Annotated in this window: 22 protein-coding genes; 1 reads left to right on the forward strand and 21 read right to left on the reverse strand. The window is 71.2% G+C overall.

The genetic code is table 11. The features are described from left to right. Window positions 1-56: 56 nt before the first annotated feature. The 18 genes from nuoN to GNZ18_RS38680 form a co-directional block, all read right to left on the reverse strand. Complete coding sequence (nuoN, locus tag GNZ18_RS38595; protein ID WP_156222162.1) at window positions 57-1,646, reverse strand: NADH-quinone oxidoreductase subunit NuoN; 1,590 nt, start codon at window positions 1,644-1,646, stop codon at window positions 57-59. Continuing rightward, window positions 1,643-3,223 carry an NADH-quinone oxidoreductase subunit M gene (locus GNZ18_RS38600; protein ID WP_214618164.1) on the reverse strand — a complete coding sequence of 527 codons (1,581 nt, stop codon included), beginning with the start codon at window positions 3,221-3,223 and terminating at the stop codon, window positions 1,643-1,645. Before GNZ18_RS38600 ends, nuoN begins: the two co-directional genes overlap by 4 nt. Further along, a complete protein-coding gene (gene nuoL, locus GNZ18_RS38605; RefSeq protein ID WP_156222293.1) occupies window positions 3,220-5,136 on the reverse strand; it encodes an NADH-quinone oxidoreductase subunit L in 1,917 nt (638 codons plus the stop codon). Before nuoL ends, GNZ18_RS38600 begins: the two co-directional genes overlap by 4 nt. A gap of 10 nt (window positions 5,137-5,146) precedes the next feature. After that, the gene (gene nuoK / locus GNZ18_RS38610; protein WP_067466785.1) at window positions 5,147-5,446 is read right to left on the reverse strand and encodes an NADH-quinone oxidoreductase subunit NuoK; all 300 of its coding nucleotides are present in this window, start codon (window positions 5,444-5,446) and stop codon (window positions 5,147-5,149) included. Next, entirely contained in the window at window positions 5,443-6,399 is a 957-nt protein-coding gene (locus GNZ18_RS38615) for an NADH-quinone oxidoreductase subunit J (RefSeq protein WP_173391022.1), read from the reverse strand. Before GNZ18_RS38615 ends, nuoK begins: the two co-directional genes overlap by 4 nt. 23 nt (window positions 6,400-6,422) lie before the next feature. Next, on the reverse strand, window positions 6,423-6,956 hold the full coding sequence (gene nuoI, locus GNZ18_RS38620) for an NADH-quinone oxidoreductase subunit NuoI (protein ID WP_246251259.1): 534 nt from the start codon (window positions 6,954-6,956) through the stop codon (window positions 6,423-6,425). Window positions 6,957-6,999: 43 nt separating this feature from the next. Beyond that, on the reverse strand, window positions 7,000-8,337 hold the full coding sequence (gene nuoH / locus GNZ18_RS38625; RefSeq protein ID WP_156222164.1) for an NADH-quinone oxidoreductase subunit NuoH: 1,338 nt from the start codon (window positions 8,335-8,337) through the stop codon (window positions 7,000-7,002). Beyond that, complete coding sequence (locus GNZ18_RS38630) at window positions 8,334-10,868, reverse strand: NADH-quinone oxidoreductase subunit G (RefSeq protein ID WP_312874998.1); 2,535 nt, start codon at window positions 10,866-10,868, stop codon at window positions 8,334-8,336. Before GNZ18_RS38630 ends, nuoH begins: the two co-directional genes overlap by 4 nt. Further along, the gene (gene nuoF, locus GNZ18_RS38635; protein WP_214618161.1) at window positions 10,865-12,163 is read right to left on the reverse strand and encodes an NADH-quinone oxidoreductase subunit NuoF; all 1,299 of its coding nucleotides are present in this window, start codon (window positions 12,161-12,163) and stop codon (window positions 10,865-10,867) included. Before nuoF ends, GNZ18_RS38630 begins: the two co-directional genes overlap by 4 nt. After that, a complete protein-coding gene (gene nuoE, locus GNZ18_RS38640) occupies window positions 12,160-12,972 on the reverse strand; it encodes an NADH-quinone oxidoreductase subunit NuoE (RefSeq protein WP_156222166.1) in 813 nt (270 codons plus the stop codon). Before nuoE ends, nuoF begins: the two co-directional genes overlap by 4 nt. Then, a complete protein-coding gene (locus tag GNZ18_RS38645) occupies window positions 12,969-14,318 on the reverse strand; it encodes an NADH-quinone oxidoreductase subunit D (protein WP_156222168.1) in 1,350 nt (449 codons plus the stop codon). The genes nuoE and GNZ18_RS38645 overlap by 4 nt, the downstream gene beginning before the upstream one ends. Continuing rightward, the gene (locus GNZ18_RS38650) at window positions 14,315-15,061 is read right to left on the reverse strand and encodes an NADH-quinone oxidoreductase subunit C (RefSeq protein WP_156222170.1); all 747 of its coding nucleotides are present in this window, start codon (window positions 15,059-15,061) and stop codon (window positions 14,315-14,317) included. The genes GNZ18_RS38645 and GNZ18_RS38650 overlap by 4 nt, the downstream gene beginning before the upstream one ends. Continuing rightward, window positions 15,061-15,606, reverse strand: coding sequence for a NuoB/complex I 20 kDa subunit family protein (locus GNZ18_RS38655; RefSeq protein ID WP_156222172.1), 546 nt, complete (start codon window positions 15,604-15,606; stop codon window positions 15,061-15,063). The genes GNZ18_RS38650 and GNZ18_RS38655 overlap by 1 nt, the downstream gene beginning before the upstream one ends. A gap of 1 nt (window position 15,607) precedes the next feature. Beyond that, the gene (locus tag GNZ18_RS38660) at window positions 15,608-15,967 is read right to left on the reverse strand and encodes an NADH-quinone oxidoreductase subunit A (protein WP_156222174.1); all 360 of its coding nucleotides are present in this window, start codon (window positions 15,965-15,967) and stop codon (window positions 15,608-15,610) included. A gap of 144 nt (window positions 15,968-16,111) precedes the next feature. Further along, window positions 16,112-17,368 carry a geranylgeranyl reductase family protein gene (locus GNZ18_RS38665; RefSeq protein ID WP_242891817.1) on the reverse strand — a complete coding sequence of 419 codons (1,257 nt, stop codon included), beginning with the start codon at window positions 17,366-17,368 and terminating at the stop codon, window positions 16,112-16,114. Window positions 17,369-17,505: 137 nt separating this feature from the next. Further along, window positions 17,506-18,207: a demethylmenaquinone methyltransferase gene (locus GNZ18_RS38670; protein WP_156222178.1), complete on the reverse strand. Its 702-nt coding sequence runs from the start codon at window positions 18,205-18,207 to the stop codon at window positions 17,506-17,508. Window positions 18,208-18,264: 57 nt separating this feature from the next. Further along, on the reverse strand, window positions 18,265-18,504 hold the full coding sequence (locus GNZ18_RS38675; protein ID WP_156222180.1) for a DUF4229 domain-containing protein: 240 nt from the start codon (window positions 18,502-18,504) through the stop codon (window positions 18,265-18,267). Window positions 18,505-18,549: 45 nt separating this feature from the next. Further along, complete coding sequence (locus GNZ18_RS38680) at window positions 18,550-19,533, reverse strand: threonine ammonia-lyase (protein ID WP_156222182.1); 984 nt, start codon at window positions 19,531-19,533, stop codon at window positions 18,550-18,552. A 256-nt stretch (window positions 19,534-19,789) separates the two neighbouring features. Between GNZ18_RS38680 and GNZ18_RS38685 the strand changes: the two genes are divergently transcribed. After that, complete coding sequence (locus GNZ18_RS38685; protein WP_021593176.1) at window positions 19,790-19,993, forward strand: BldC family transcriptional regulator; 204 nt, start codon at window positions 19,790-19,792, stop codon at window positions 19,991-19,993. A gap of 78 nt (window positions 19,994-20,071) precedes the next feature. On the opposite strand, the gene GNZ18_RS38690 is transcribed toward GNZ18_RS38685, so the two are convergent. The 3 genes from GNZ18_RS38690 to ccsB form a co-directional block, all read right to left on the reverse strand. Further along, entirely contained in the window at window positions 20,072-20,335 is a 264-nt protein-coding gene (locus GNZ18_RS38690; protein ID WP_156222184.1) for a hypothetical protein, read from the reverse strand. A 50-nt stretch (window positions 20,336-20,385) separates the two neighbouring features. Continuing rightward, window positions 20,386-21,420, reverse strand: a complete 1,035-nt coding sequence (locus tag GNZ18_RS38695; protein ID WP_156222186.1) for a hypothetical protein — start codon at window positions 21,418-21,420, stop codon at window positions 20,386-20,388. Window positions 21,421-21,634: 214 nt separating this feature from the next. Next, entirely contained in the window at window positions 21,635-22,621 is a 987-nt protein-coding gene (gene ccsB / locus GNZ18_RS38700) for a c-type cytochrome biogenesis protein CcsB (protein ID WP_312874999.1), read from the reverse strand. Window positions 22,622-22,625: the final 4 nt, after the last annotated feature.

Genomic DNA, 22,625 nt, shown 5'->3' on the forward strand with positions numbered 1-22,625 from the left:
CCCCACCAGTGGCCTGCCCGGACTCCTCAGCGAAGGCGTTGCTCACCCATGACCCCTTACCGGACGAACATATGTGTCGTGGCGTGTCCCGCGAGGTCCAGGATCGGCTGGGGGAGCACACCGAGTACCACAGTAGCCGTCAACCCGAGTGCCACCGCCGCCGCGGTCGCCGGCCCGGCGACGACCGTGGGGCCGTCGGCCTCCGGCTCGCTGAAGAACATCACGACGATCACCCGGACGTAGAAGAACGCCGCGATCGCCGAGGAGATCACACCGACGATCACCAGCGGCGTCGCGTCGGCCTGCACGGCCGCCTTGAACACCGCGAACTTGCCGGTGAAGCCGCTGGTCAGCGGGATACCGGCGAAGGCCAGCAGGAAGAAGGCGAAGGTGCCCGCGACGACCGGGGAGCGCTTGCCGAGCCCGGCCCAGCGCGACAGGTGCGCCGCCTCACCGCCCGCGTCCCGCACCATCGTGATCACCGCGAACGCGCCGACCGTGGTGAAGCCGTAGGCCGCGAGGTAGAACAGCGCGCTGGACAGGCCGTCCCTGGAGGTGGCGACGACCGCGGTCAGCAGGAACCCGGCGTGCGCGATCGAGGAGTAGGCCAGCATCCGCTTGAGGTCGGTCTGGGTGATCGCGATGACCGCGCCGATGACCATTGTGAGAATGGCCACCCCCCACATGATCGGCTCCCAGTCCCACTTGAGCGTCTCGAACCCGACGTAGTAGACGCGCAGGATCGCGCCGAACGCGGCGACGAGCGTGCAGGAGGCCATCAGCGCCGTGATCGGCGTGGGGGCGCCCTGGTAGACGTCCGGCTTCCACATGTGGAACGGCACCGCGCCGAGCTTGAACAGCAGCCCGACCGACAGCAGCGCGACGCCCGCGAGCAGCAGCGTCTCGCTCCCGGCGTCCTTGCTGATCTCGGCGGAGATGTCGGCGAGCCGCACCGAGCCCGCGTACCCGTACAGCAGCGCCGCGCCGTACAGGAAGAACGCCGAGGAGAACGCGCCGAGCAGGAAGTACTTGACCGCCGCCTCCTGGGAGAGCAGGCGCCGCCGGCGGGCGAGCCCGCACAGCAGGTACAGCGGCAGTGACATGACCTCCAGCGCCACGAACATCGTGAGCAGGTCGTTGGAGGCCGGGAACATCAGCATCCCGCCGACCGCGAACATCATCAGCGGGAACACCTCGGTCTGGGTGATCCCGGCGGCGGCGCTGCGCTGCTCGGCCTCGCTGCCCGGCAGCGCGGACGCCTGCGCGGCGAAGTGCCCGCCGCCGACGACGCTGCCGCCGCGCTCGGCGATCAGCAGCAGGCTGACGAGCGCGAGCACGAGGATGGTGCCCTGGAGGAACAGGGTGGGGCCGTCCACGCCGAGCGCGCCCTCGGCGGCGACGTGGTGCGGCTCGTCGTGGACGCCGAGGACGATCGTCCACGCGAACGCGCCGGCGAGGCCGAGGAAGGCGAGGGGGACCTGCGCGTAGTAGCGCCAGGTGCGTCCGACGAACGCCTCGACCAGCACGCCGGCGACGGCGATCCCGAGCACGAGCAGCAGCGGGCCGATCTGGTCGTACTCGATGTGCGGCGCCGGGATGTCACCCCCCTGCGCGAGGACGGCGCTCACCTGACTGCTGCGGCTCATGGACGGGCTCCGTTCTCGGCGACGTTCCCGGTGGTCTTCGGCGCGGGATCATGCCGATCGACCCGGACCAGCGTCTCCTTCACCGAAGGGTTGATGACGTGCAGCACCGGCTGCGGGAACAGGCCCATCGCCACGATGATCGCGATGATGGGCGCGACCGCCCACTTCTCGCGCGCGGACAGGTCCCGCATGCCCTCGACGGCCGGGGCCTTGGGCCCGCCCATGGTCCGCTGGTACATCCACAGGATGTAGATCGCGGCGAGGACGACGCCGCTGACCGCGAGCACGGCGGCCCACCGGTAGCGGCTGAACGTCCCGACGATGACGAGGAACTCCGATACGAACGTGGACAGGCCGGGCAGCGACAGCCCGGACAGGCCCGCGACGAGGAACGTCCCGGCGAGGACGGGCGCGACCTTCTGGACGCCGCCGTAGTCGCCGATCCGCGCCGACCGGCGCCGGACGATCATGAAGCCGACGACGAGGAACAGCGCGCCGGTGGAGAACCCGTGGTTGACCATGTAGAGGGTCGCGCCGGACTGGCCCTGCGAGGTCATCGCGAAGATGCCGAGCACGATGAACCCGAAGTGCGACACCGAGGTGTAGGCGATGAGCCGCTTCAGGTCGACCTGCCCGATCGCGAGGACGGCGCCGTAGATGATGCTGAGCACCGCGAACCCGAGCACGACCGGCGTCGCCCACTTGGCGGCGCCGGGGAACAGCTCCAGGCAGAACCGCAGCATCCCGTAGGTGCCGACCTTGTCCAGGACGCCGACGATCAGCACGAGCGCGCCGGGCGGGGACTGCTGCGCCGCGTCGGGCAGCCAGGTGTGCACCGGCACCATCGGCGCCTTGATCGCGAACGCGACGAAGAAGCCGAGGAACAGCCACTTGGCGGTGGTCGGGTCGATGTTCATCTTCGACAGCTCGTCGAACATGAACGTGCCGTGCCCGAGGCCGCCCTCGGCGGTGGACTTGGCCGACAGCGGGTACAGCCAGATCACCGCGACGAGCATCAGCAGCCCGCCGAACAGCGAGTACAGCAGGAACTTCACCGCGGCGTAGGAGCGCTGCGCGCCGCCGTAGTACCCGATGATGAAGTACACCGGGATCAGCATCGCCTCGAAGAAGACGTAGAACAGGAACACGTCGGTCGCGGCGAACACGCCGATCATCGCCGCTTCCAGCGTGAGCAGCAGCGCCATGTAGGTCTTCACCGACCGCTTGGCGGGCACGTCCACGCCGCCCGACCGGTCGTCCTCGCTCCAGGAGGCGAGGATCACCAGCGGGACGAGGATCACCGACAGCACGATCAGCACCAGCGCGACGCCGTCGACGCCGAGCGCCCAGTGGACGCCGAACTCCTTGATCCACCAGTACTTCTCGGTGAACTGGAAGCGCGACCCGCCGGCGTCGAAGCGCGCCGCCATCACGAGGGCGACCGCCAGCGTGACCGCGGACGCGCCGAGCGCGACCTGCTTGACCAGCGCCTCGCGCTCGCGCGGCAGCACCGCCACGAGCACCGCGCCGACGAGCGGCAGCGCGATGAGGACGCTCAGCCAGGGAAAGTCATTCACGACACGTTCACCACCAGGAGCGCCGCGACGACGAGAGCCGCGCCGAAGAACATCGAAAGGGCGTAGGAGCGGGCGAAGCCGGTCTGGAGGCGCCGGATGCGCCCGGAGCTGCCGCCGACCCCCGCGGCCAGGCCGTTGACGGCGCCGTCGACGCCGCGGCCGTCGAACCAGACCGCGAGCCGGGTCAGCCACTGGCCGGGCCGCATCAGCAGCGACTCGTTCAGCGCGTCCCCGTACAGGTCCTTGCGGGCGGCGACGGTGACGAACGACCCGGCGGGCGCCTCGCGCGGCACCTTCCGGCTGCCGTACTGCCGCCAGGCGATCGCGACGCCGATGACCATCAGCACGAACGTGCCGGCGCCGGCGGCGGTGATCAGCTTGAACTCGTGCTCGTGCTCGGGCGCCCCGACGACCGGCTCCAGGAAGTCGGAGAACCCGCCGAGGATGAGGAACCCGCCCGCGAACACCGAGCCGACCGCCAGCAGCATCAGCGGAACGGTCATCACCTTCGGCGACTCGTGCGGGTGGACGTCCTCGGCCCAGCGCTTCTCACCGAAGAACGTCATGAACATCACGCGCGACATGTAGTAGGCGGTGATGCCCGCGCCGATCAGCGCGCACGAGCCGAGGATCGCCCCGGACGTGCCGCCCTTGTCGAACGCGGCCTCGATGATGCCGTCCTTGGTGAACCAGCCGGACAGGCCGGGGAACCCGATGATGGCGAGGTACCCGAGCCCGAACGTGGCGTAGGTGATCACCATCATCGTGCGGAGCGCGCCGTAGTGGCGCATGTTCACGTCGTCCTTCATGCCGTGCATGACCGACCCGGCGCCGAGGAACAGGCCCGCCTTGAAGAAGCCGTGCGCGATGAGGTGCGCGATGGCGAAGACGTAACCGGGCTTGCCGAGCCCCGCGGCGAGGTGCATGTAGCCGATCTGCGACATCGTCGACCCGGCGAGGGCCTTCTTGATGTCGTCCTTGCCGCACCCGATGATCGCACCGGCGAGCAGCGTGGCCGCGCCGACGATCGTCACCACGAGCTGCGCGGTGTCGGACATCTCGAAGATCGGCCCGGCCCGGACGATCAGGTAGACGCCGGCGGTCACCATCGTCGCGGCGTGGATGAGCGCCGACACCGGGGTCGGGCCCTCCATCGCGTCCAGCAGCCAGGACTGGAGCGGGAGCTGCGCGGACTTGCCGCACGCGCCGAGCAGGAGCAGCAGCCCGATCGCGGTCGCGGTGCCGGTGCTGAGCTGGGACGCCAGGCCCACGTGCTCGGCGCCGGTGCCGAGGATCTGGTCGAAGCCGATCGTCCCGAACGTGGAGAACATCAGCGCGATCGCGAGGATCAGCCCGAGGTCGCCGACGCGGTTGACGACGAACGCCTTCTTCGCGGCGGTCGCGGCGGTCGGCTTGTACTGCCAGAACCCGATCAGCAGGTAGGACGCGAGGCCCACGCCCTCCCAGCCGAGGAACAGCACCAGGAAGTTGTTGCCGAGCACCAGCAGCAGCATCGCCGCGACGAACAGGTTCAGGTAGGCGAAGAACCGGCGCCGGTCGGGGTCCTCGGCCATGTAGCCGATGGAGTAGATGTGGATGAGCGAGCCCACCCCGGTGATCAGCAGGACGAAGCTGATGGACAGCGGGTCCACCAGCAGGTCCATCCCGACCTTGAACGAGCCGACGTCGATGAAGTCCCACAGGTGCAGGGTCCGGCGCCGCTCCTCGGCCTCGTAGCCCAGCATCTGGACGAACATCGCCGCGCCCACGACGAACGAGGCCAGCGACATCGTGACGCCGAGCAGATGGCCCCACCGGTCGGTGCGCCTCCCCCCGAGCAGGAGGATCGCGGCGCCCGCGAGCGGCAGCGCGATGAGAAGCCAGGACGCGGCCTGGATGCCTTCCGCTTTCATCACTGGCCTCTCAGTACTTCAGCAGGTTCGCGTCGTCGACCGACGAGGACCTGCGCGTCCGGAAGATGGTCATGATGATCGCCAGGCCCACCACGACCTCCGCCGCGGCCACCACCATCACGAAGAACGCGATGATCTGGCCGTCCAGCTCGCCGTGCATGCGGGAGAACGAGACGAACGCCAGGTTCGTCGCGTTCAGCATGAGCTCGACGCACATGAACACCACGATCGCGTTGCGGCGCACGAGGACGCCGAGCGCACCGATGGTGAACAGGATCGCCGAGAGCGCCAGATAGTGCCCCGGACTCATTGACCAGCCTCGCCTTCACGCTCGTTGCCGGCCGACCCGCCGCCGGCGCCGCCCTCGGAGGGGGCGCCCGCGACCGGCGATCCGGCCTTGACGACGCGCGACTCGGCGCCCGCGTCCCGCGACTCCCGGGTCACCGCCCGCACAGCCGCCACGTCCTGCCCGAGGGCCTCCTCCTCGGTCTCGCCGTGCAGGTCGACGTGCCGCTCGACGGTGTCGGTGCGCGCCGCGATGATCGGGTTGACCGACAGCTCGGACGGCGTCCCGTCGGGCAGCAGCGCCGGCATGTCGACGGCGTTGTGCCGGGCGTAGGTGCCCGGGCCCGGCAGCGGGCCGGGGTGGTCGCCGGACAGGAACCGTCCCTTGGACAGGTCGCGCTGCGTCGGCTTCGGCTCGGTCCGCTCGCGGTGCGCGAGCACCATCGCGCCGAGCGCCGCCGTGATCAGCAGGGCGCTGGTCGCCTCGAACGCGAACACGTAGTCCTTGAACAGCAGCCGCGCGAGACCGACGACGTTGCCGTCGCCGTTCGCGGTCTTCAGCCCGGCCGAGTCGCCGAGCGCCGCGTTGCCGAGCCCGACCGCCAGCAGCGCGACGAACCCGATCGCGCCGATCGCCGCCCAGAACCGCTGGCCCCTGATCGTCTCCACCAGCGAGTCGGTGGAGCTGACCCCGACCAGCATCAGCACGAACAGGAACAGCATCAGCACCGCGCCGGTGTAGACGATGACCTGGACGAACGCGAGGAACGGCGCGTCCTGGATCGCGTACAGCGCGGCCAGCGAGAGCATCACGGTCGCCAGCAGCAGCGCCGAGTGCACCGCCTTCCGCATGAAGATCATGCCGAGCGCGGCGCAGACCGACACGACGGCCAGCAGCCAGAAGAAGAACGGCTCGCCCGACTGCTTGTCGGCGACGTGCCCGGCCAGGACCTGCCCGGAGGCGACGTGCCCCGCCAGCGCGTGGCCGGTCAGCCCGGCGCTCACTGGGTCTCACCGCCCCTGCGGCCGCGCGCCCGGCCCGCGGCGGAGGCGCCGCCGGACTCGGCCGGGGCGGACTCCTCGGGCTGGAGGCCGAGGCGGTAGTACTCCTCCTCGGTGTCGCCGAGCCGCATCTCGTGCGGCGGCTGCTCCATGCCCTCGCGCAGCGGCGCCAGCAGCATCTCCTTGGTGTAGATCAGGCTCTCGCGGCTGTCGTCGGCGAGCTCGTACTCGTTGGTCATCGTGAGCGCCCGGGTGGGGCACGCCTCGATGCACAGCCCGCACAGGATGCAGCGCAGATAGTTGATCTGGTAGACGCGGCCGTACCGCTCGCCCGGCGAGTACCGCTCGTCGGCGGTGTTGTCGGCGCCCTCGACGAAGATGGCGTCGGCGGGGCACGCCCAGGCGCACAGCTCGCACCCGACGCACTTCTCCAGCCCGTCCGGCCACCGGTTGAGCTGGTGCCGGCCGTGGAAGCGCGGCGCGGTCGGCTTCTTCACCTCGGGGTACTGAACGGTCTCGCTCTTGCTGAACATCTGGTGGAACGAGACCCCGAACCCCTTGACGGGATTCAGGAAATCAGTGAGTCCCACTGGTGACCTCCTCAGGAGGGGTTTTGACCTTGGTGGCCCCGGCCGGACCGCCGTGGTAGTGCGGCGCGTCCAGCGGCGGCACCGGGAACCCGCCGGCGGCGGGATCGGGCGCGACGTCCCGGCCCGCTCCGGGGACGATCTCCTTCTCGTCCTCGCCGCCGCGGACCATCTCCCAGATCACCGTGGCCACCAGCACCACCGCCGCGACCACGGCGGCGATGATGACGATCTGCCGCATGTCGTGGCCCTCGTTGCGCAGCGCGCGGATGGTCGACACCAGCAGGATCCAGCCGAGCGAGAAGGGCATGAGCACCTTCCACCCGAGCTTCATCAGCTGGTCGTAGCGGACGCGCGGCAGCGAGCCGCGCAGCCAGATGAAGAAGAAGATGAACAGCCACAGCTTGACCAGGAACCACAGCACCGGCCACCAGCCGGCGTTGGCGCCCGCCCACACCGTGGAGATCGGCGCGGGAGCCCGCCAGCCGCCGAGGAACAGCGTCGTGGCGAGCGCCGACAGCGTCGCGAGGTTGATGTACTCCGCGAGGAAGAACATCGCGAACTTCAGCGACGAGTACTCGGTGTGGAAGCCGCCGACCAGCTCGCCCTCGCCCTCGGGGAGGTCGAAGGGGATGCGGTTCGACTCGCCCATCATCGTGATCACGTACACGAGGAAGGACGGCAGCAGCAGCACCACGAACCACTTGTCGTGTTGCGCGGCGACGATGTCGGAGGTCGACATCGACCCCGCGAACAGGAACACCGCGACGAACGACAGGCCCATCGCGATCTCGTAGGAGATCACCTGGGCGGACGAGCGGAGCCCGCCGAGCAGCGAGTAGGGCGACATCGACGACCAGCCGGCCAGCACGATCCCGTACACGCCCATCGAGGACATCGCGAGCACCAGCAGCACCGCGACCGGGAGGTCGGTGCCCTGGAGGGCCGTCTGGTGCCCGAACACCGACACCGTCGGCCCGAACGGGATGATGATGAAGGAGATGAACGCCGGGACGGCCGACACGATCGGCGCCAGGACGAAGACCAGCTTGTCGACCTGGCGGGGGACGATGTCCTCCTTGAGCGCCAGCTTCACGCCGTCGGCGAGGCCCTGGAGCAGCCCCTGCGGTCCGACCCGGTTCGGGCCGACCCGGAGCTGCATCCGGCCGATCACGCGCCGCTCGACCCACATCGACAGCAGGACGGTCAGCACCAGGAAGACGAAGATCGCGAGGACCTTGCCGCCGATCAGCCACCACGGGTCGTCGCCGAAGCTCTTCAGCGTGGGTTCCTTCGCGGACGCCGCCGCGAGCGTGAGCGGACTCATCGGGAGCCTCCAGCGGGTTCGTCGGCCGGTCCGTCGGCCACGCCGCCCGGGACGTCCCTGGCCGCGATGGCGCCGCCGCGCGGGGCGGCGCCGGTGAGCGTACCGCCCGAGGCGCCCGCGACGCGCACGACACCGCCCGCCACCGCGCCGAGATCCCGGTACAGGGCGCAGCCCGCCGAGTTCGTCGGCAGCCAGACCACCCGGTCGGGCAGGTCGCCGGTGATCTCCAGCGGGAGCGTGACCTCGCCGCGCGGGCCCGACACGCGCACCGCGCCGTCCGCGCCGATCTCCGCGGCCGTCGCGGGTGACAGCCGCGCCGCCGCGGGCTTGGCGGTGCCCGCGAGGAACGGCTCGCCGTCCTGGAGGCGGCCCCGGTCGAGCAGCAGCCGCCAGGTCGCCAGCAGCGCCTCGCCCCGCTCGGGGTGCGGCGCGATGGCCTGCGGCACGTTCGGGGCGTCCGGGCGCTCGCCGCGGTGGGCGCCGAGCGCGGACAGCTCGCGGCGCGCCGCGTCCGGTCCGGGCAGGCCCAGGTGGACGTCCATCTCGTCGGCGAGCGTGTTCAGGACGCGCAGGTCCGACATCCGTCCGGCGGACCTCAGCACCACGTCGAACTGGCGGCCGCGGCCCTCCCAGTCGACGAACGTGCCGGACTTCTCCGCGACCGCCGCGACCGGCAGCACCACGTCCGCGCGGTCGGTGACCGCGCTCGGACGCTGCTCCAGGCTCACCACGAACGGGGTCGCCTCCAGCGCCGCCAGCACGGCCAGCGGGTCGGGCAGGTCCTCGGGGTCGACGCCGCCGACGAGCAGCGCGCCGCGCCGGCCCTGCGCCGCCGCCGCGATGATCGCGTCGGTGCCGAGCCCCGGCTCGGCGGGCAGTTCGGCGACGCCCCAGGCGCGGGCGACCTCCGCGCGCGCCCGCGGGTCGGCGACCGGGCGGCCGATCGGCAGCAGCCCGGGCAGCGCCCCGGCCTCCACCGCGCCGCGCTCCCCGGCCCGGCGCGGCACCCACGCCAGCCGGGCGCCGGTCACCTGCGCGAGCCGCACCACGGCCGACAGCGCGCCGGGGCTGCCGGCGAGCCGCTCACCGACCAGGATCACGGCGCCGGGGGCCTCCAGCAGCGCGCGGACGCCGGCGTGCCCGCCCTCGCCGATCAGCGAGCCGAGCGTCTCGGCCTCGGCGCCGGGCTGCGTCGGCAGCAGCGTCCCGCCGACCTTGCGCAGGCCGCGCGTCGCGAACGGCGCGGCCGAGAAGACCTTCAGCGCCTTCTTGCGGAACGCCTTGCGCAGGCGCAGGAAGACGATCGGCGACTCCTCCTCCGGCTCGAAGCCGGCGAGCAGCACCGCGGGCGCCTTCTCCAGGTCGGCGTAGGTCACCTCGATCGGGCGGCCCGCCACCGACGAGCCGAGGAAGCGCGACTCCTCGTCCGACATCGGGCGGGCGCGGAAGTCGACGTCGTTGGTGCCGAGCGCGATCCGCGCGAACTTGGCGTAGGCGTAGGCGTCCTCCAGCGTGACCCGGCCGCCGGTCAGCACGCCGGCCGAGCCGCGCGCCGCCGCGAGCCCGCGCGCTGCGACCGACAGCGCCTCGGGCCAGGAGGCGACCTCCAGCTCCCCGGCCTCGTTGCGGACGAGCGGGTGCGTCAGCCGGTCGGGCCGGGTGGCGTAGGTGAACGCCCAGCGGCCCTTGTCGCAGTTCCACTCCTCGTTGACCTGCGGGTCGTCCCCGGCCAGCCGGCGCGTGATCTTCCCGCGCCGGTGGTCGGTGCGCAGCGCGCAGCCGGACGCGCAGTGCTCGCACGTGCTCGGCTGCGACACGAGGTCGAACGGCCGCGACCGGAACCGGTACGCGGCGCCGGTCAGCGCGCCCACCGGGCAGATCTGCACGGTGTTGCCCGAGAAGTAGGACTGGAACGGCTTGCCGTCGGCGGTGCCGACCTGCTCCTTCGCGCCGCGCTCGAACAGGTCGATGAACGCGTCGCCGGCGATCTGGTCGGAGAAGCGGGTGCAGCGCGCGCACTGGATGCAGCGCTCGCGGTCGAGCAGCACCTGGCTGGACAGCGCGAGCGGCTTGGGGAAGGTCCGCTTGGCCTCGACGAACCGCGTCTCGCCGCGCCCGTTGGACATCGCCTGGTTCTGCAGCGGGCACTCGCCGCCCTTGTCGCAGATCGGGCAGTCCAGCGGGTGGTTGATGAGCAGCAGCTCCATCACGCCGTGCTGCGCCTTGTCGGCGACCGGCGAGGTGAGCTGGGTCTTGACGACCATGCCCGGCATCACCGTCGTCGTGCAGGACGCCTGCGGCTTCGGCATCCCGCGCCCGTTCCCGGCGTCGGGGATCTCCACCAGGCACTGGCGGCAGGCCCCGACCGGGTCGAGCAGCGGGTGGTCGCAGAACCGAGGGATCTGGATGCCGAGCAGCTCGGCGGCCCGGATGATCAGGGTGCCCTTCGGCACCTCGATCTCGAAGCCGTCGATGGTGCACGAGATCATCTCGACCTGTTCGACAGCCGCCGAGTCGCTGGTGACCGTCACTTGGCACCTCCCCAGAGGGTGGACTTGGACGGGTCGAACGGGCAGCCGCCCTGCTCGAAGTGCTGGAGGTACTCGTCCCGGAACAGCTTGATGGACGAGACCACCGGGCTCGTCGCGCCGTCGCCGAGCGCGCAGAACGAGCGGCCGAGGATGTTGTCGGACAGGTCCAGGAGGGTTTCGAGGTCCTCCTCCGCGCCCTGCCCGGCCTCCAGCCGCTTCAGCATCTGCTTGTACCAGTAGGTGCCCTCGCGGCACGGCGTGCACTTGCCGCACGACTCGTGCGCGTAGAACTCCGACCAGCGCAGGACCGCCCGGACGACGCACGTCGTCTCGTCGAAGATCTGGAGGGCGCGGGTGCCGAGCATCGACCCGGCGGCGCCGACGGACTCGAAGTCCAGCGGCACGTCCAGGTGCTCCTCGGTGAAGATCGGCGTGGACGAGCCGCCCGGCGTCCAGAACTTCAGCCGGTGCCCCTCGCGGATGCCGCCCGCCATGTCGAGCAGTTCCCGCAGCGTGATGCCGAGCGGCGCCTCGTACTGGCCGGGCCGCGTCACGTGCCCCGACAGCGAGAAGATCCCGAATCCCTGGGACTTCTCGGTGCCCATCGAGGCGAACCAGTCGGCGCCGTTCCCGACGATCGAGGGAACGGACGCGATCGACTCGACGTTGTTGATGACAGTGGGGCCGCCGTACAGGCCCGCGACCGCCGGGAAGGGGGGCTTGAGCCTGGGCTGACCGCGGAATCCCTCCAGGGAGTCCAGCAGCGCCGTCTCCTCGCCGCAGATGTAGGCCCCGGCGCCGCTGTGCACGACCACGTCCAGGTCGTAGCCGGAGCCGAGGATGTCCTTGCCGAGGTACCCGGCCTCATACGCCTCCGCGACGGCCCGCTGGAGCCTGCGGATCACGTGCAGGACCTCGCCGCGCACGTAGATGAACGCGTGGTTGGACCGGATCGCGTAGGAGCTGATGATGACGCCCTCGACCAGGACGTGCGGGTTCGCCATCATCAGCGGGATGTCCTTGCAGGTCCCCGGCTCGGACTCGTCGGCGTTGACGACGAGGTAGCGCGGGTTCGGGCTGCTCGGCGGCAGGAACCCCCACTTCATGCCGGTGGGGAAGCCCGCGCCGCCGCGGCCGCGCAGGCCCGAGTCCTTGACGGCCTGGACGATCGCGTCCGGCTCCATGCCGAAGGCGGTGCGCAGCGACCGGTAACCGCCCTCGCGCTCGTAGCCCTCGCGGGTGAACGAGTCGGACTGGTCCCAGTTCCTGGTGAGGATCGGGGTGAGCGTGGTCACTGGTTACGCCCCTCCTGGCTGCCGGGCTTCACATCGCCGCCGATCGGCTTGCCCGGCTCGTTCGGCGGCGGGTCGGTGACCTCGCCCGGCTTCACCGGCTCCTGCGGCCGCTCGCGGCCCGCGTCGGCGGGCGGCGCCTCCCAGCCGCGCTCGCGCGCGAGCTCCAGCCCGCGCAGCGACTCGGGCCCGGCCTGGACGCCCTCGTGCGCGAGCCCGTCGGGGAACCCGGCGAGCACGCGCGAGGCGTCCTTCCAGTTCGCGAGCGTGTTCGGGCCGCGCGAGGGCAGCACCCGCTCACCCGAGCGCAGGTCGTCGACCAGCTTCTTGGCCTTCTCGGGAGTCATGTTGTCGAAGAACTCCCAGTTGACCATCATCACCGGCGCGAAGTCGCAGGCGGCGTTGCACTCGATCCGCTCCAGGCTGACCTTGCCGTCCGGGGTGGCCTCGTCGTGGCCGACCCCGGTGTGCTCGCTCAGCTCGTCCCAGATCTGGTCGCCGCCCATCACCGCGCACAGCGTGTTGATGCACACGCCGACGTGGTACTCGCCCACGGGCCTCTGCTTGTACTGCGTGTAGAAGGTGACGACGCCCGTCACCTGCGCGGGCGTGATCCCGAGCTGCTCGGCGCAGAACTCGATGCCCTCCCGCGTGACGTGCCCGTCGACCGACTGCACCAGGTGCAGCATCGGCAGCAGCGCCGACCTCGGCTTCGGGTACCGGGCGATGATCTCCTTGGCGTCCCGCTCCAGCCGCTCCCGGACGTCCGGCTCGTAGGCCCGGCTCGTTCCGTCCGCCGCGTTCGCCGTCATCGGTCCACTCCCCCCATGACCGGGTCGATGCTGGCGACGGCGGCGATGACGTCGGCGATCATGCCGCCCTCGGCCATCGCCGGCGTGGCCTGCAGGTTGACGAAGGACGGCTCGCGGAAGTGCACGCGGTAGGGACGGGTGCCCCCGTCGCTGACCACGTGCGCGCCGAGCTCGCCGCGCGGCGACTCGATGTGCGAGTACGCCTGCCCCGCGGGCACCCGGAAGCCCTCGGTGACCAGCTTGAAGTGGTGGATCAGCGCCTCCATCGAGGTGCCCATGATGTGCGCGATGTGCTTGGGCGAGTTGCCCATGCCGTCCGCGCCGATCGCGAGCTGCGCCGGCCAGCCGATCTTCTTGTCCTCGATCATGACCGGCCCCCTGGTCCCCTGGAGCCGCTCCACGCACTGCTCGACGATCTTCAGGGACTCCTCCATCTCGGCCATCCGGACGAGGTAGCGGCCGTACACGTCGCAGGTGTCCTGCGTCGCGACCTCGAAGTCGTAGGTCTCGTAGCCGCAGTAGGGCTGCGACTTGCGCAGGTCCCAGGGCAGGCCCGTCGCGCGCAGGACGGGCCCGGTGACGCCGAGCGCCATGCACCCGGTGAGGTCGAGGTAGGCGACGTCCTTGGTCCGCGCGAGGTAGACGGGGTTGGAGTCCATGAGCTTGCGCAGCGCCTGGAGGCGCTTGGGCATCCGGTCGAGGTAGTCGCGCACCTTGCTGAGCGCGCCGCTCGGCAGGTCCTGCGCGACCCCGCCCGGACGGACGTAGGCCATGTTCATGCGCAGGCCCGTGATCTCCTCGAACAGGTCGAGGGTGTACTCGCGCTCGATGAACCCGTTCAGCATGACCGTGGTCGCGCCGAGTTCGAGCCCGAACGTCGCGATGGCGACCAGGTGCGAGGAGATCCGGTTGAGCTCCATCAGCATGACGCGGATGATCTGCGCCCGCTCCGGCACCTGGTCGGTGACGCCGAGCAGCTTCTCCACGCCGAGGCAGTACGCGGTCTCGTTGAAGATCGGCGCGAGGTAGTCCATCCGGGTGCAGAACGTGGTGCCCTGCGTCCAGGTGCGGAACTCCATGTTCTTCTCGATGCCGGTGTGCAGGTAGCCGATGACCACGCGGGCCTCGTCCACCGTCTCGCCGTCGAGCGTCAGGATGATCCGCAGCACGCCGTGCGTGGACGGGTGCTGCGGGCCCATGTTGACCACGAGCCGCTCGTCGCCGAGGTCCTCGGCGCCCGCGACGACCTCGTCCCAGTCCTGCCCGGCGACGTCGAACACCCGGCCCTCGGTCGCCTCGTCGGCGGCGGCGTAGGCGTCGTACTCGGTGTACTTCGTGGAACTCATGTGTACGACCTCCGCTCGTCGGGCGGCGGGATCTCCGCTCCGCGGTACTCGACGGGGATGCCGCCGAGGGGGTAGTCCTTGCGCTGCGGGTGACCGACCCAGTCGTCGGGCATCTGGATCCGTGTCAGCGCCGGGTGCCCGTCGTACACGATGCCGAAGAAGTCGTAGGTCTCCCGCTCGTGCCAGTCGCTCGTCGGGTACACCGGCACCAGCGACGGGACGTGCGGGTCGGCGTCGGGGCAGGTCGCCTCCAGCCGGACGCGCCGGTTGTGGGTGATCGACAGCAGGTGCGTCACCGAGTGCAGCTCGGCGCCGGTGTCCTGCGGGTAGTGGACGCCCGACACGGCCGAGCACAGCTCGAAGCGCAGCGACGGGTCGTCCCGCATGGTGCGGGCGACCTCGCGCAGGTGCTCGCGCTTGACGAAGAACGTCATCTCGCCGCGGTGGATCACCACGCGCTCGATCGCGTCCCCATAGTCCGGGAAGGCGCGCTCCAGTTGGTCGGCGATCTCGTCGAACTCGCCCGGCTCGGCGGCGCCGTCCGGCCCGCCGTAGGGGCGCGGCGCGCCGACCTTCGGGCTCTGCCGGACGACGAGCCCGCCGTACCCGGAGGTGTCGCCGGTCGTCTTCGAGCCGAACATGCCCGTGCGGGCGATCGGCTGCTCGCGGCGCTCCTCCTCGACCTGCGCGGGGAGCCGGTCGGCGGCCTGCTCGGCCTGCTGCTCGGGATGCTGGGAGGACATCAGGCCCCCTGTCCGAGCAGCGGGAGCCGGCGGCGCTTGGCCTCTTCCAGCTCGGCGATCTGGCGCTCGCGCTGCGGGCCGAGCTTGGTGTTCTGGATCTTGTCGTGCAGCTTCAGGATGGCGTCCAGCAGCATCTCGGGCCGCGGCGGGCAGCCGGGCAGGTAGATGTCCACCGGGACGATGTGGTCCACACCCTGCACGATCGCGTAGTTGTTGAACATCCCGCCGGACGACGCGCACACGCCCATCGCGATGACCCACTTGGGCTCGGTCATCTGGTCGTAGATCTGCCGCAGCACCGGCGCCATCTTCTGGCTCACCCGGCCCGCGACGATCATCAGGTCGGCCTGCCGGGGCGTCCCCGAAGCGCGCTCCATCCCCCAGCGGGAGAAGTCGTGCCGGGGGTCGCCGGTCGCCATCATCTCGATCGCGCAGCACGCGAGGCCGAACGTCGCCGGCCACACCGAGCTCTTGCGCGCCCAACCCGCGACCTGCTCGACCGTCGTCAGCAGGAACCCGCTCGGGAGTTTCTCCTCTAGGCCCATGTCAGTCCCACTCCAGACCGCCGCGCCGCCAGATGTAGGCGTACGCCACAAGCACGGTGACGATGAAAAGGACCATCTCCACAAGGCCGAAGATCCCCATCCGGTCGAACGCGACCGCCCAGGGGTACAGGAAGATGATCTCAATGTCGAAGACGATGAACAGCATCGCCGTCAGGTAGTACTTGATCGGGAAACGGCCGCCGCCCACCGGCTGCGGCGTCGGCTCGATGCCGCACTCGTAGGCGTCCAACCGGGCCCGGTTCCAGCGCTTGGGCCCCGTCAGCGAGGCCATCGCCACCGAACCGGCGGCGAACACGAACGCGAGCACCCCCAGCACGATGATCGGGATATAGAGATCCATGTCTCTACCGCCTCCCTCTCGAACCTGCGACGCGATACGGGGCGGCGCCTCCGCGGTCCGCCACCCTAGCCAAGGTGGTCAATAGCACTCCCCTCCGGGTCGGGGTCGCTGGCGGCCCCTGCCTGTGTGCGCCCGTGTGTGCGCTCATGCTGCCGGGGCCACCTTCTGCATCGCGTTGATGACCCGGTCCATCGCGTCGCCGCCCTTCGGGTCGGTCAGGTTGGCGAGCAGCTTGAGCGTGAAGCGCATCAGCGTCGGATGCGGCAGGCCGTGCGCGGTGAGGAACTTCATCACGCGCGGGTCGCCGATGGCCTGGACGAACACCCGCGCCAGCGTGAAGTAGCCGCCGTGCTCGTCCTTCAGGATGCGCGGGTACTCGTACAGGGTCCGCTCGCGCTGCGCCGGGGTGCGGCGGGCGAGCGCCTGCACCATGATGTCGGCGGCCAGCCGGCCGGACTCCAGCGCGTAGTCGATGCCCTCGCCGTTGAACGGGTTGATCATGCCCCCGGCGTCGCCGACGAGCAGCATGCCCCGGGTGTAGTGCGGCTGCCGGTTGAAGCCCATCGGCAGCGCGGCGCCGCGGATCTTGGACGTGGCGTGCTCCTCCGAGAACCGCCACTCCGCGGGCATCTGCGCGCACCAGCGCCGCAGCATGCCCCGGTAGTCGACGTTCTGGAACGCCTTGCTCGTGTTGAGCAGGCCGAGGCCCACGTTGGAGGTGCCGTCGCCGACGCCGAACACCCAGCCGTAGCCGGGGAGCAGGCGCTCGCCGTCCCACAGCTCCAGCCACGCCTCCATGTAGTCGTCGTCGTGGCGGGGCGTCTCGAAGTAGCGGCGGACCGCGACGCCCATCGGGCGGTCGGAGCGGCGGCGCAGGCCCATCGCCAGCGAGAGCCGGGTGGAGTTGCCGTCGGCCGCGACGACGAGCGGCGCGTGGAAGGACGTCTCCTCGCCCTCGTAGGTGGCGGTGACGCCGGTGATGCGGTCGGTGCGCTCGTCCAGGATCGGGCCGGTGACCGTGCAGCCCTGGAGCAGCCGGGCGCCGGCCTTGGCGGCGTGCTCGGCGAGGAGCTGGTCGAAGTCGGCGCGCTTGCGGACGAGCCCGAAGTCGGGGAAGCTCGCGAGCTCGGGCCAGGGCAGCTCGACCTTGACCCCGCCGCCGTAGATCCGCAGGCCCTTGTTGCGCCCCCACCCCGGATCGTTGACGTCCACGCCCATGCCGATCAGGGCGCGGACCGCACGCGGGGTGAGCCCGTCACCGCAGATCTTGTCGCGCGGGAACGTCGCCTTCTCCAGCAGCAGCACGCTGAGGCCGGCCTGGGCCAGCCAGTAGGCGGTCGAGGCCCCGGCGGGGCCGGCCCCGACGACGATGACGTCCGCGTGTCGGGTCGAGTCGGTCACGGCTTTCCTCTTCAGCTCGTTCGCTTGTGAAGTACTTCACAAGGATCCGGTGGGGAGTCTATTCCTTTATCACGACTGGTGGGTACTTCTGGGCCGATCCAAATATGGAGCGGTCCCCGAACCACCTGCCGTCCCGGTCATCCCGGATTGGTGGCGTGGTGCAGCGCCGCGACCCCGAACGTGAGGTCGCGCCATCGCACCGACGTCCACCCGGCGTCCTGGATCAGCCGCGCCAGCGCCGCCTGGCCGGGCCACGCCAGCGTCGACTCGGCGAGATAGGTGTAGGAGCCGGGGTTGGAGCTGACCCGCGCGAGCAGCGGCAGCCCGTACCGCAGGTGCGCCTTGTGGCCGAGCGCGAGCAGCGTGTTCGGAGGGTGACTGACCTCACACACCAGCAGCCGCCCGCCCGGCTTGGCCACCCGCCGCAGCTCGCGCAGCGCCGCGCCGGTGTCGGCGACGTTGCGGAGCCCGAAGGAGATGGTGACGGCGTCGAACGAGCCGCTCGCGAAGGGGAGCCGCAGCGCGTCGCCCGCGACGAAGCTGAGCCGCTCGACGCCGGCCTGGCGCCGCGTCCCGACCCGCAGCATGCCGAGGGAGAAGTCGCACGCCACCGTGTCGGCCCCGGCCTCGGCGAACGGCACCGAGGAGGTGCCCGTCCCGGCCGCGAGGTCGAGGACCCGCTCGCCGGGCCGCGCGTCCACCGCCGCGACGACCGCCCTGCGCCAGCGCCGGTCCTGGCCGCCGGTCATCAGGGTGTTCAGCAGGTCGTAGCGCTCGGCGGTGCCGTCGAACATCGCCGCCACGTCGGCGGGCTGCTTGTCGAGTGAGGCGCGGGTCATGGGTCCACCCTAAGAGCTAGCGGAACCACCGCCGCGCACCGCCCACGCCGGGTAGTGCTACGCGTCTTCCTTGGTACGTGCCCGCTCGAACCTCCGGCGCCGGTCGCGGACGCCGGTCAGCACGGCCGCCGACATCCGGTCGCGCTGGCCCGACAGCAGGACGAAGCTGACGATGCCGCTGATCAGCAGTGCCAGCAGGACGAGGGGGAACCCGCGGGTTCCGAGCAGCGCCAGCACGCCCGCGGTGGCCACGAAGATCATCAACCGCGCGGCGGTGTAGAAGAATACGGAACGCATGACACCGCAAAGCCTACCCCCGCCCTCTCGCGACCCCGCGGCAGGTCAGGCGTACACCTCCTGGAACAGGGCCGGGTCGACGTTGCCGCCCGACAGCACCGACGCGTAGGCCGCGCCCTCGGGGAGTTCGTCGCGGTGGTGCAGGTAGGCGGCGGTGGCCACCGCGCCCGACGGCTCGGAGACCAGGCGGGTCTCGCGGGCGAGGCGGCGCATCGTCGCCTTGATCTCGTCCTCGGTGACGGTGACGATGCCGTCCACGAGCGCCTGGATGTGGGCGAAGGGGAGGTCCCCCACCCGCTGGACGCGCAGGCCGTCGGCGATGGTGCGGCCGGTGTCCTCGGCCGTCCAGGAGACGGGCCGGCCGAGGCGCAGCGAGTCGCGGGCGTCGGCGGCCAGCTCCGGCTCGACGCCGATGACCCGCGCCCGCGGCCGCAGCGCCTTGACGGCCGCCGCGACGCCTGAGACGAGGCCGCCGCCGCTGATCGGGACGAGCACGACGTCCACGTCCGGGCGGTCCTGGACGATCTCCAGGCCGACCGTGCCCTGGCCCGCGATCACGCGCGGGTCGTCGTAGGGCGGGATCATCGTGAAGCCGTGCGCGTTCGCGAGCCGGTCCGCCGTCTCGACGCGCGCCTCGGCGGTCGGCTCGACGTACACGACCTCGGCGCCGAGCTCCCGGCACGCGTCGACCTTCACGGCGGGCGTGGTGTGCGGCATCACCAGGACGGCGCGGATCCCCAGCTCGCGGGCGGTGTAGGCGACGGCGCGCGCGTGGTTGCCGCTGGAGTGCGTCACGACCCCCCGCTTCCGAACGTCATCCGGGAGAGAGGAGATGGCGGCGTACGCGCCGCGCAGCTTGAACGCGCCGACCGGCTGCAACGACTCGGGCTTGACGAGCAGCGCGGGAGCACCAGGCGGGAGCGGGAACGGGACGAGCGGCGTCCGGACGGTGATCCCCGCGAGCCGCTCGGCCGCGCCCTCGATCTCGGCCAGCGAGACGAGATCGGACGTGGTCCGGAGACTAGACATGATCCGGAGACTATTCGCTTCGCCGCCGCCCGCGCGCCGCCTCCCGGTCAACCCTGCGTCGCGAGCGTGACACGGCTGGTCAGCCGGGGGTCCGATGGCCGCTGCGAGCGACCCCGCGAGCACATCAGGTCATCACGGCAGGTCATGCGACTACCCAGCGTGATGTTTTCCGAAAACAAGGGAGAAATCGGTCTTGAACCGCCACACTGTAAACAGTCCACCCGCGACGAGAGCGGGACAAAGGGGGAGAGAAAACGTGGAGAGCACGAGCGAGCGCCTGCTCACCCCAGGAGAGGTCGCCGCCCTCTTCCGGGTCGATCCGAAGACGGTCACACGATGGGCCGCGGCGGGCCGGATCAGCAGCATCCGCACTCCCGGAGGCCACCGCCGCTTCCGCGAGTCCGAGGTGCACGCGCTGCTGCGCGGCGAGGAGCCGGTCGCCGAGCACTCGGCACGCTGACCTTACCGTCCCGGCATCGTCCCGGAACTTTTTTCCGGACCGTCGCACGGCGGGAAGGGCGCCTCACGGGGAAGCGCCCTAGTCCTCCGTCCGGTCCGCCTTCCACTCCTCGAATCGTCTGAGGAGCTCCGCGTCCTCGTCGCGCCAGCGCCGCCGTCGCTCCGCCAGCTCGTCCTCGGTGAGCGACTGGTCGAGCAGCCGGTCGTAGTCGGGATCGTCCGGACCGATCTCGACGTAGGCGTCAGCGATGATCCGCCCGCGGCCCGGCTCGTCCGCGCCGGTGTCGGCGAGGACGCTGTGGGGTACCCGGAGCCTGCCGTCGGGGAGCCGGATCACCTGCATCGTCGATCACCCTTGGTGTGCATCGGTGTGCGTCGGGGCCATCGGGGGTCCTAGATCCCGTATCTGCGGTTGAAGAAGAGCATGACCTCAAGTGCCGTCCGGATGTTGCCGGCGAGCATATCGACCAGCGCGGGACGCTGCCGGGACGAGATCGCCGCGAACGCGTCCGCGAAGAACTCGCGGCGGCCGAGCGCGTCGGGCTGCCGGTGGAAGTCGCTGGCCAGGTGCGGAAGGCACTGCTCGTACAGCGCGACGAACGCGGGGCTGTCGGAGGTCCACGCGCCGTCGTCGCCGTCGATGTCGTCGAGCGCGTGCCCGACCTCGTGCAGCATGACGTCGGGCGTGGGCGACGGCCGGTCGCCCACGACGATCTTGCGGTCGCCGTAGGCGCCCGCGCAGATGTCCCACGTCGCGCGGCCGGACGGCAGCGGGCGGTCGCGCAGGTGGCCCATGTCGTCGAGTTGCGGGACGCCGCCGGGGCCGACGTAGATGCCGTCGAGCCCGGCCGCGAGCTTCTCCTTGAGCGGCGCGGGCAGCCCGGCGAGGCTGTCCACGGCGCGGATCACCTCGGGGGTGGGCGGGCCGAGCCGGGCGTCCCACTGCCGGTACAGCACGCCCTCCAGGACGCCGCAGTGCCGGCGGCCGTCGGCGACGTGCGGCATGCCCGGCGGGTAGGGCTCCACGCGGAGCGTGTCGTCGTCGAGTTCGAAGGCGCGCAGCGCGTGGTCGCGCGCCCCGCCGCCGGGGCGGCGCCGCCCGTAGCGGCCCACGACGCCCTCGGGCGCGTCGCCCGGACGGGCCTCGTCCGGGCGGTCGGGGCCGGCGGTGAACTCGTCGTCGCGCCCCGCCTTGCGGAACCGGCCGAACCGGTCGCGCGGCTGGCTGCCGCGCGGGCGCACGCGTCCGGCCTCGGGGGGTCCGCCCGAGTCGGGCGGCGAGGGCGAGTACGCGGTGTCGCCCGGACGGTCGTTCCAGTCGGTCGGGTCGTTCCGGTCGGACGGGTCGTTCCAGTCGGTCCGCCGGCCCCGGGAGGCCTCCCGATTCCTCAGCTCCCGGGGCTTGCGGTGGATGCCTTTGAAGCGCATCGGGCTCCTCTGTCGGCGGGACCCCGGCGGGGGTCGACGAGCGTCCGGGTCCCGGAGGCAGGGTAAGCCGGAACCCGACACCGCGTCATCCCCACCGGTCACCCGCTGCCCTCAGGCCAGGGACGTATCCGCTGATGACGCGGTTCCGCGAACACGACAACGGGGGGACCGCCGCCGCGGTCCCCCCGTTGGCCGTGAATATCAGCCGTGAATATCAAGCGTAGGAGTGCAGTCCGGAGAACATGTAGTTCACGCCGAAGAAGTTGAACAGCAGCGCGGCGAAGGCGATCAGCGAGAGGATCGCGGCCTTGCGCCCCTTCCAGCCCGCCGTGGACCGCGCGTGCAGGTAGGCCGCGTAGCCGATCCAGATGACGAACGACCAGGTCTCCTTGGGGTCCCAGCCCCAGTAGCGGCCCCACGCCTCGTCCGCCCAGATCGCGCCCATGATGATCGCGGCCGTCCAGATCGGGAACGCGAACATCGTCACGCGCAGGCACAGCCGGTCCAGGGCCTCGACGGCCGGGATCCGCGCGAGCACCCCGCCCTCGGCGACGCCGCCGCGCTCCTGCGCCCGCGACTTGACCAGGTACAGGATCGTGGCCGCGCCGGCGACGGTGAACGCGCCGGTCGCGGTGATCGCGGCGGTCACGTGGATGGCGATCCAGTAGGAGTTCAGCGCCGGGCTCACCGGGCCGACCGAGTCGTACAGCCACAGGTTGTCGATGCCGAGCGCGACCACGGCGGCGACCATCACGAACGCGCCGAGGAACCGCGCCTGGTAGCGCCACATCACGACGAGGAACGCGGTGACGGCGGCGAAGGCGATCGCGGCGAGGAACTCGTACATGTTCGCCCACGGCCAGCGGTCGGCCGACAGCCCCCGCGTCACCAGCATGCCGAGGTGCGCGGCCCAGCCCAGCAGGTTCAGCACGACGCCGAGGCGCGCCCAGTCGGCCTGGCGGCGCCCGCCGTCCGGCCTCCCGGGGGCGGCGGCCTCCTCGGCCGCCCCCTCGGCCGGGGTCGGGGCGGCGGCGCCGGCGCCCACCAGGACCTTCGCCTCGGCCTTCTCGGCCACCAGCGCGGCCGAGCGGCGGCGGCCGAAGCCGAGGTCCGCGGCGTAGGCGAACAGCGCGATGATGTAGAGCACCACCGTGGTCAGCATGAGCTTGTCGCTCAGGTTCGCGAGGTCGGCGTCGCCCACCCTC

Source organism: Actinomadura litoris (genome assembly GCF_009733595.1).
GTDB lineage: Bacteria > Actinomycetota > Actinomycetes > Streptosporangiales > Streptosporangiaceae > Spirillospora > Spirillospora litoris.

Bases quoted from the DNA above. Each gene is read 5' to 3' on its own strand.
- nuoH (WP_156222164.1), bottom strand. From the start codon at position 8,337: ATGAGTCCGCTCACGCTCGCGGCGGCGTCCGCGAAGGAACCCACGCTG.
- GNZ18_RS38645 (WP_156222168.1), bottom strand. From the start codon at position 14,318: ATGAGTTCCACGAAGTACACCGAGTACGACGCCTACGCCGCCGCCGAC.
- GNZ18_RS38695 (WP_156222186.1), bottom strand. From the start codon at position 21,420: ATGCGCTTCAAAGGCATCCACCGCAAGCCCCGGGAGCTGAGGAATCGG.
- nuoN (WP_156222162.1), bottom strand. From the start codon at position 1,646: ATGAGCCGCAGCAGTCAGGTGAGCGCCGTCCTCGCGCAGGGGGGTGAC.
- nuoI (WP_246251259.1), bottom strand. From the start codon at position 6,956: ATGTTCAGCAAGAGCGAGACCGTTCAGTACCCCGAGGTGAAGAAGCCG.
- GNZ18_RS38690 (WP_156222184.1), bottom strand. From the start codon at position 20,335: ATGCAGGTGATCCGGCTCCCCGACGGCAGGCTCCGGGTACCCCACAGC.
- GNZ18_RS38670 (WP_156222178.1), bottom strand. From the start codon at position 18,207: ATGACCCGCGCCTCACTCGACAAGCAGCCCGCCGACGTGGCGGCGATG.
- nuoL (WP_156222293.1), bottom strand. From the start codon at position 5,136: ATGAAAGCGGAAGGCATCCAGGCCGCGTCCTGGCTTCTCATCGCGCTG.
- GNZ18_RS38680 (WP_156222182.1), bottom strand. From the start codon at position 19,533: ATGTCTAGTCTCCGGACCACGTCCGATCTCGTCTCGCTGGCCGAGATC.
- GNZ18_RS38650 (WP_156222170.1), bottom strand. From the start codon at position 15,061: ATGTCCTCCCAGCATCCCGAGCAGCAGGCCGAGCAGGCCGCCGACCGG.
- nuoK (WP_067466785.1), bottom strand. From the start codon at position 5,446: ATGAGTCCGGGGCACTATCTGGCGCTCTCGGCGATCCTGTTCACCATC.
- GNZ18_RS38675 (WP_156222180.1), bottom strand. From the start codon at position 18,504: ATGCGTTCCGTATTCTTCTACACCGCCGCGCGGTTGATGATCTTCGTG.
- nuoE (WP_156222166.1), bottom strand. From the start codon at position 12,972: ATGACGGCGAACGCGGCGGACGGAACGAGCCGGGCCTACGAGCCGGAC.
- GNZ18_RS38655 (WP_156222172.1), bottom strand. From the start codon at position 15,606: ATGGGCCTAGAGGAGAAACTCCCGAGCGGGTTCCTGCTGACGACGGTC.
- GNZ18_RS38660 (WP_156222174.1), bottom strand. From the start codon at position 15,967: ATGGATCTCTATATCCCGATCATCGTGCTGGGGGTGCTCGCGTTCGTG.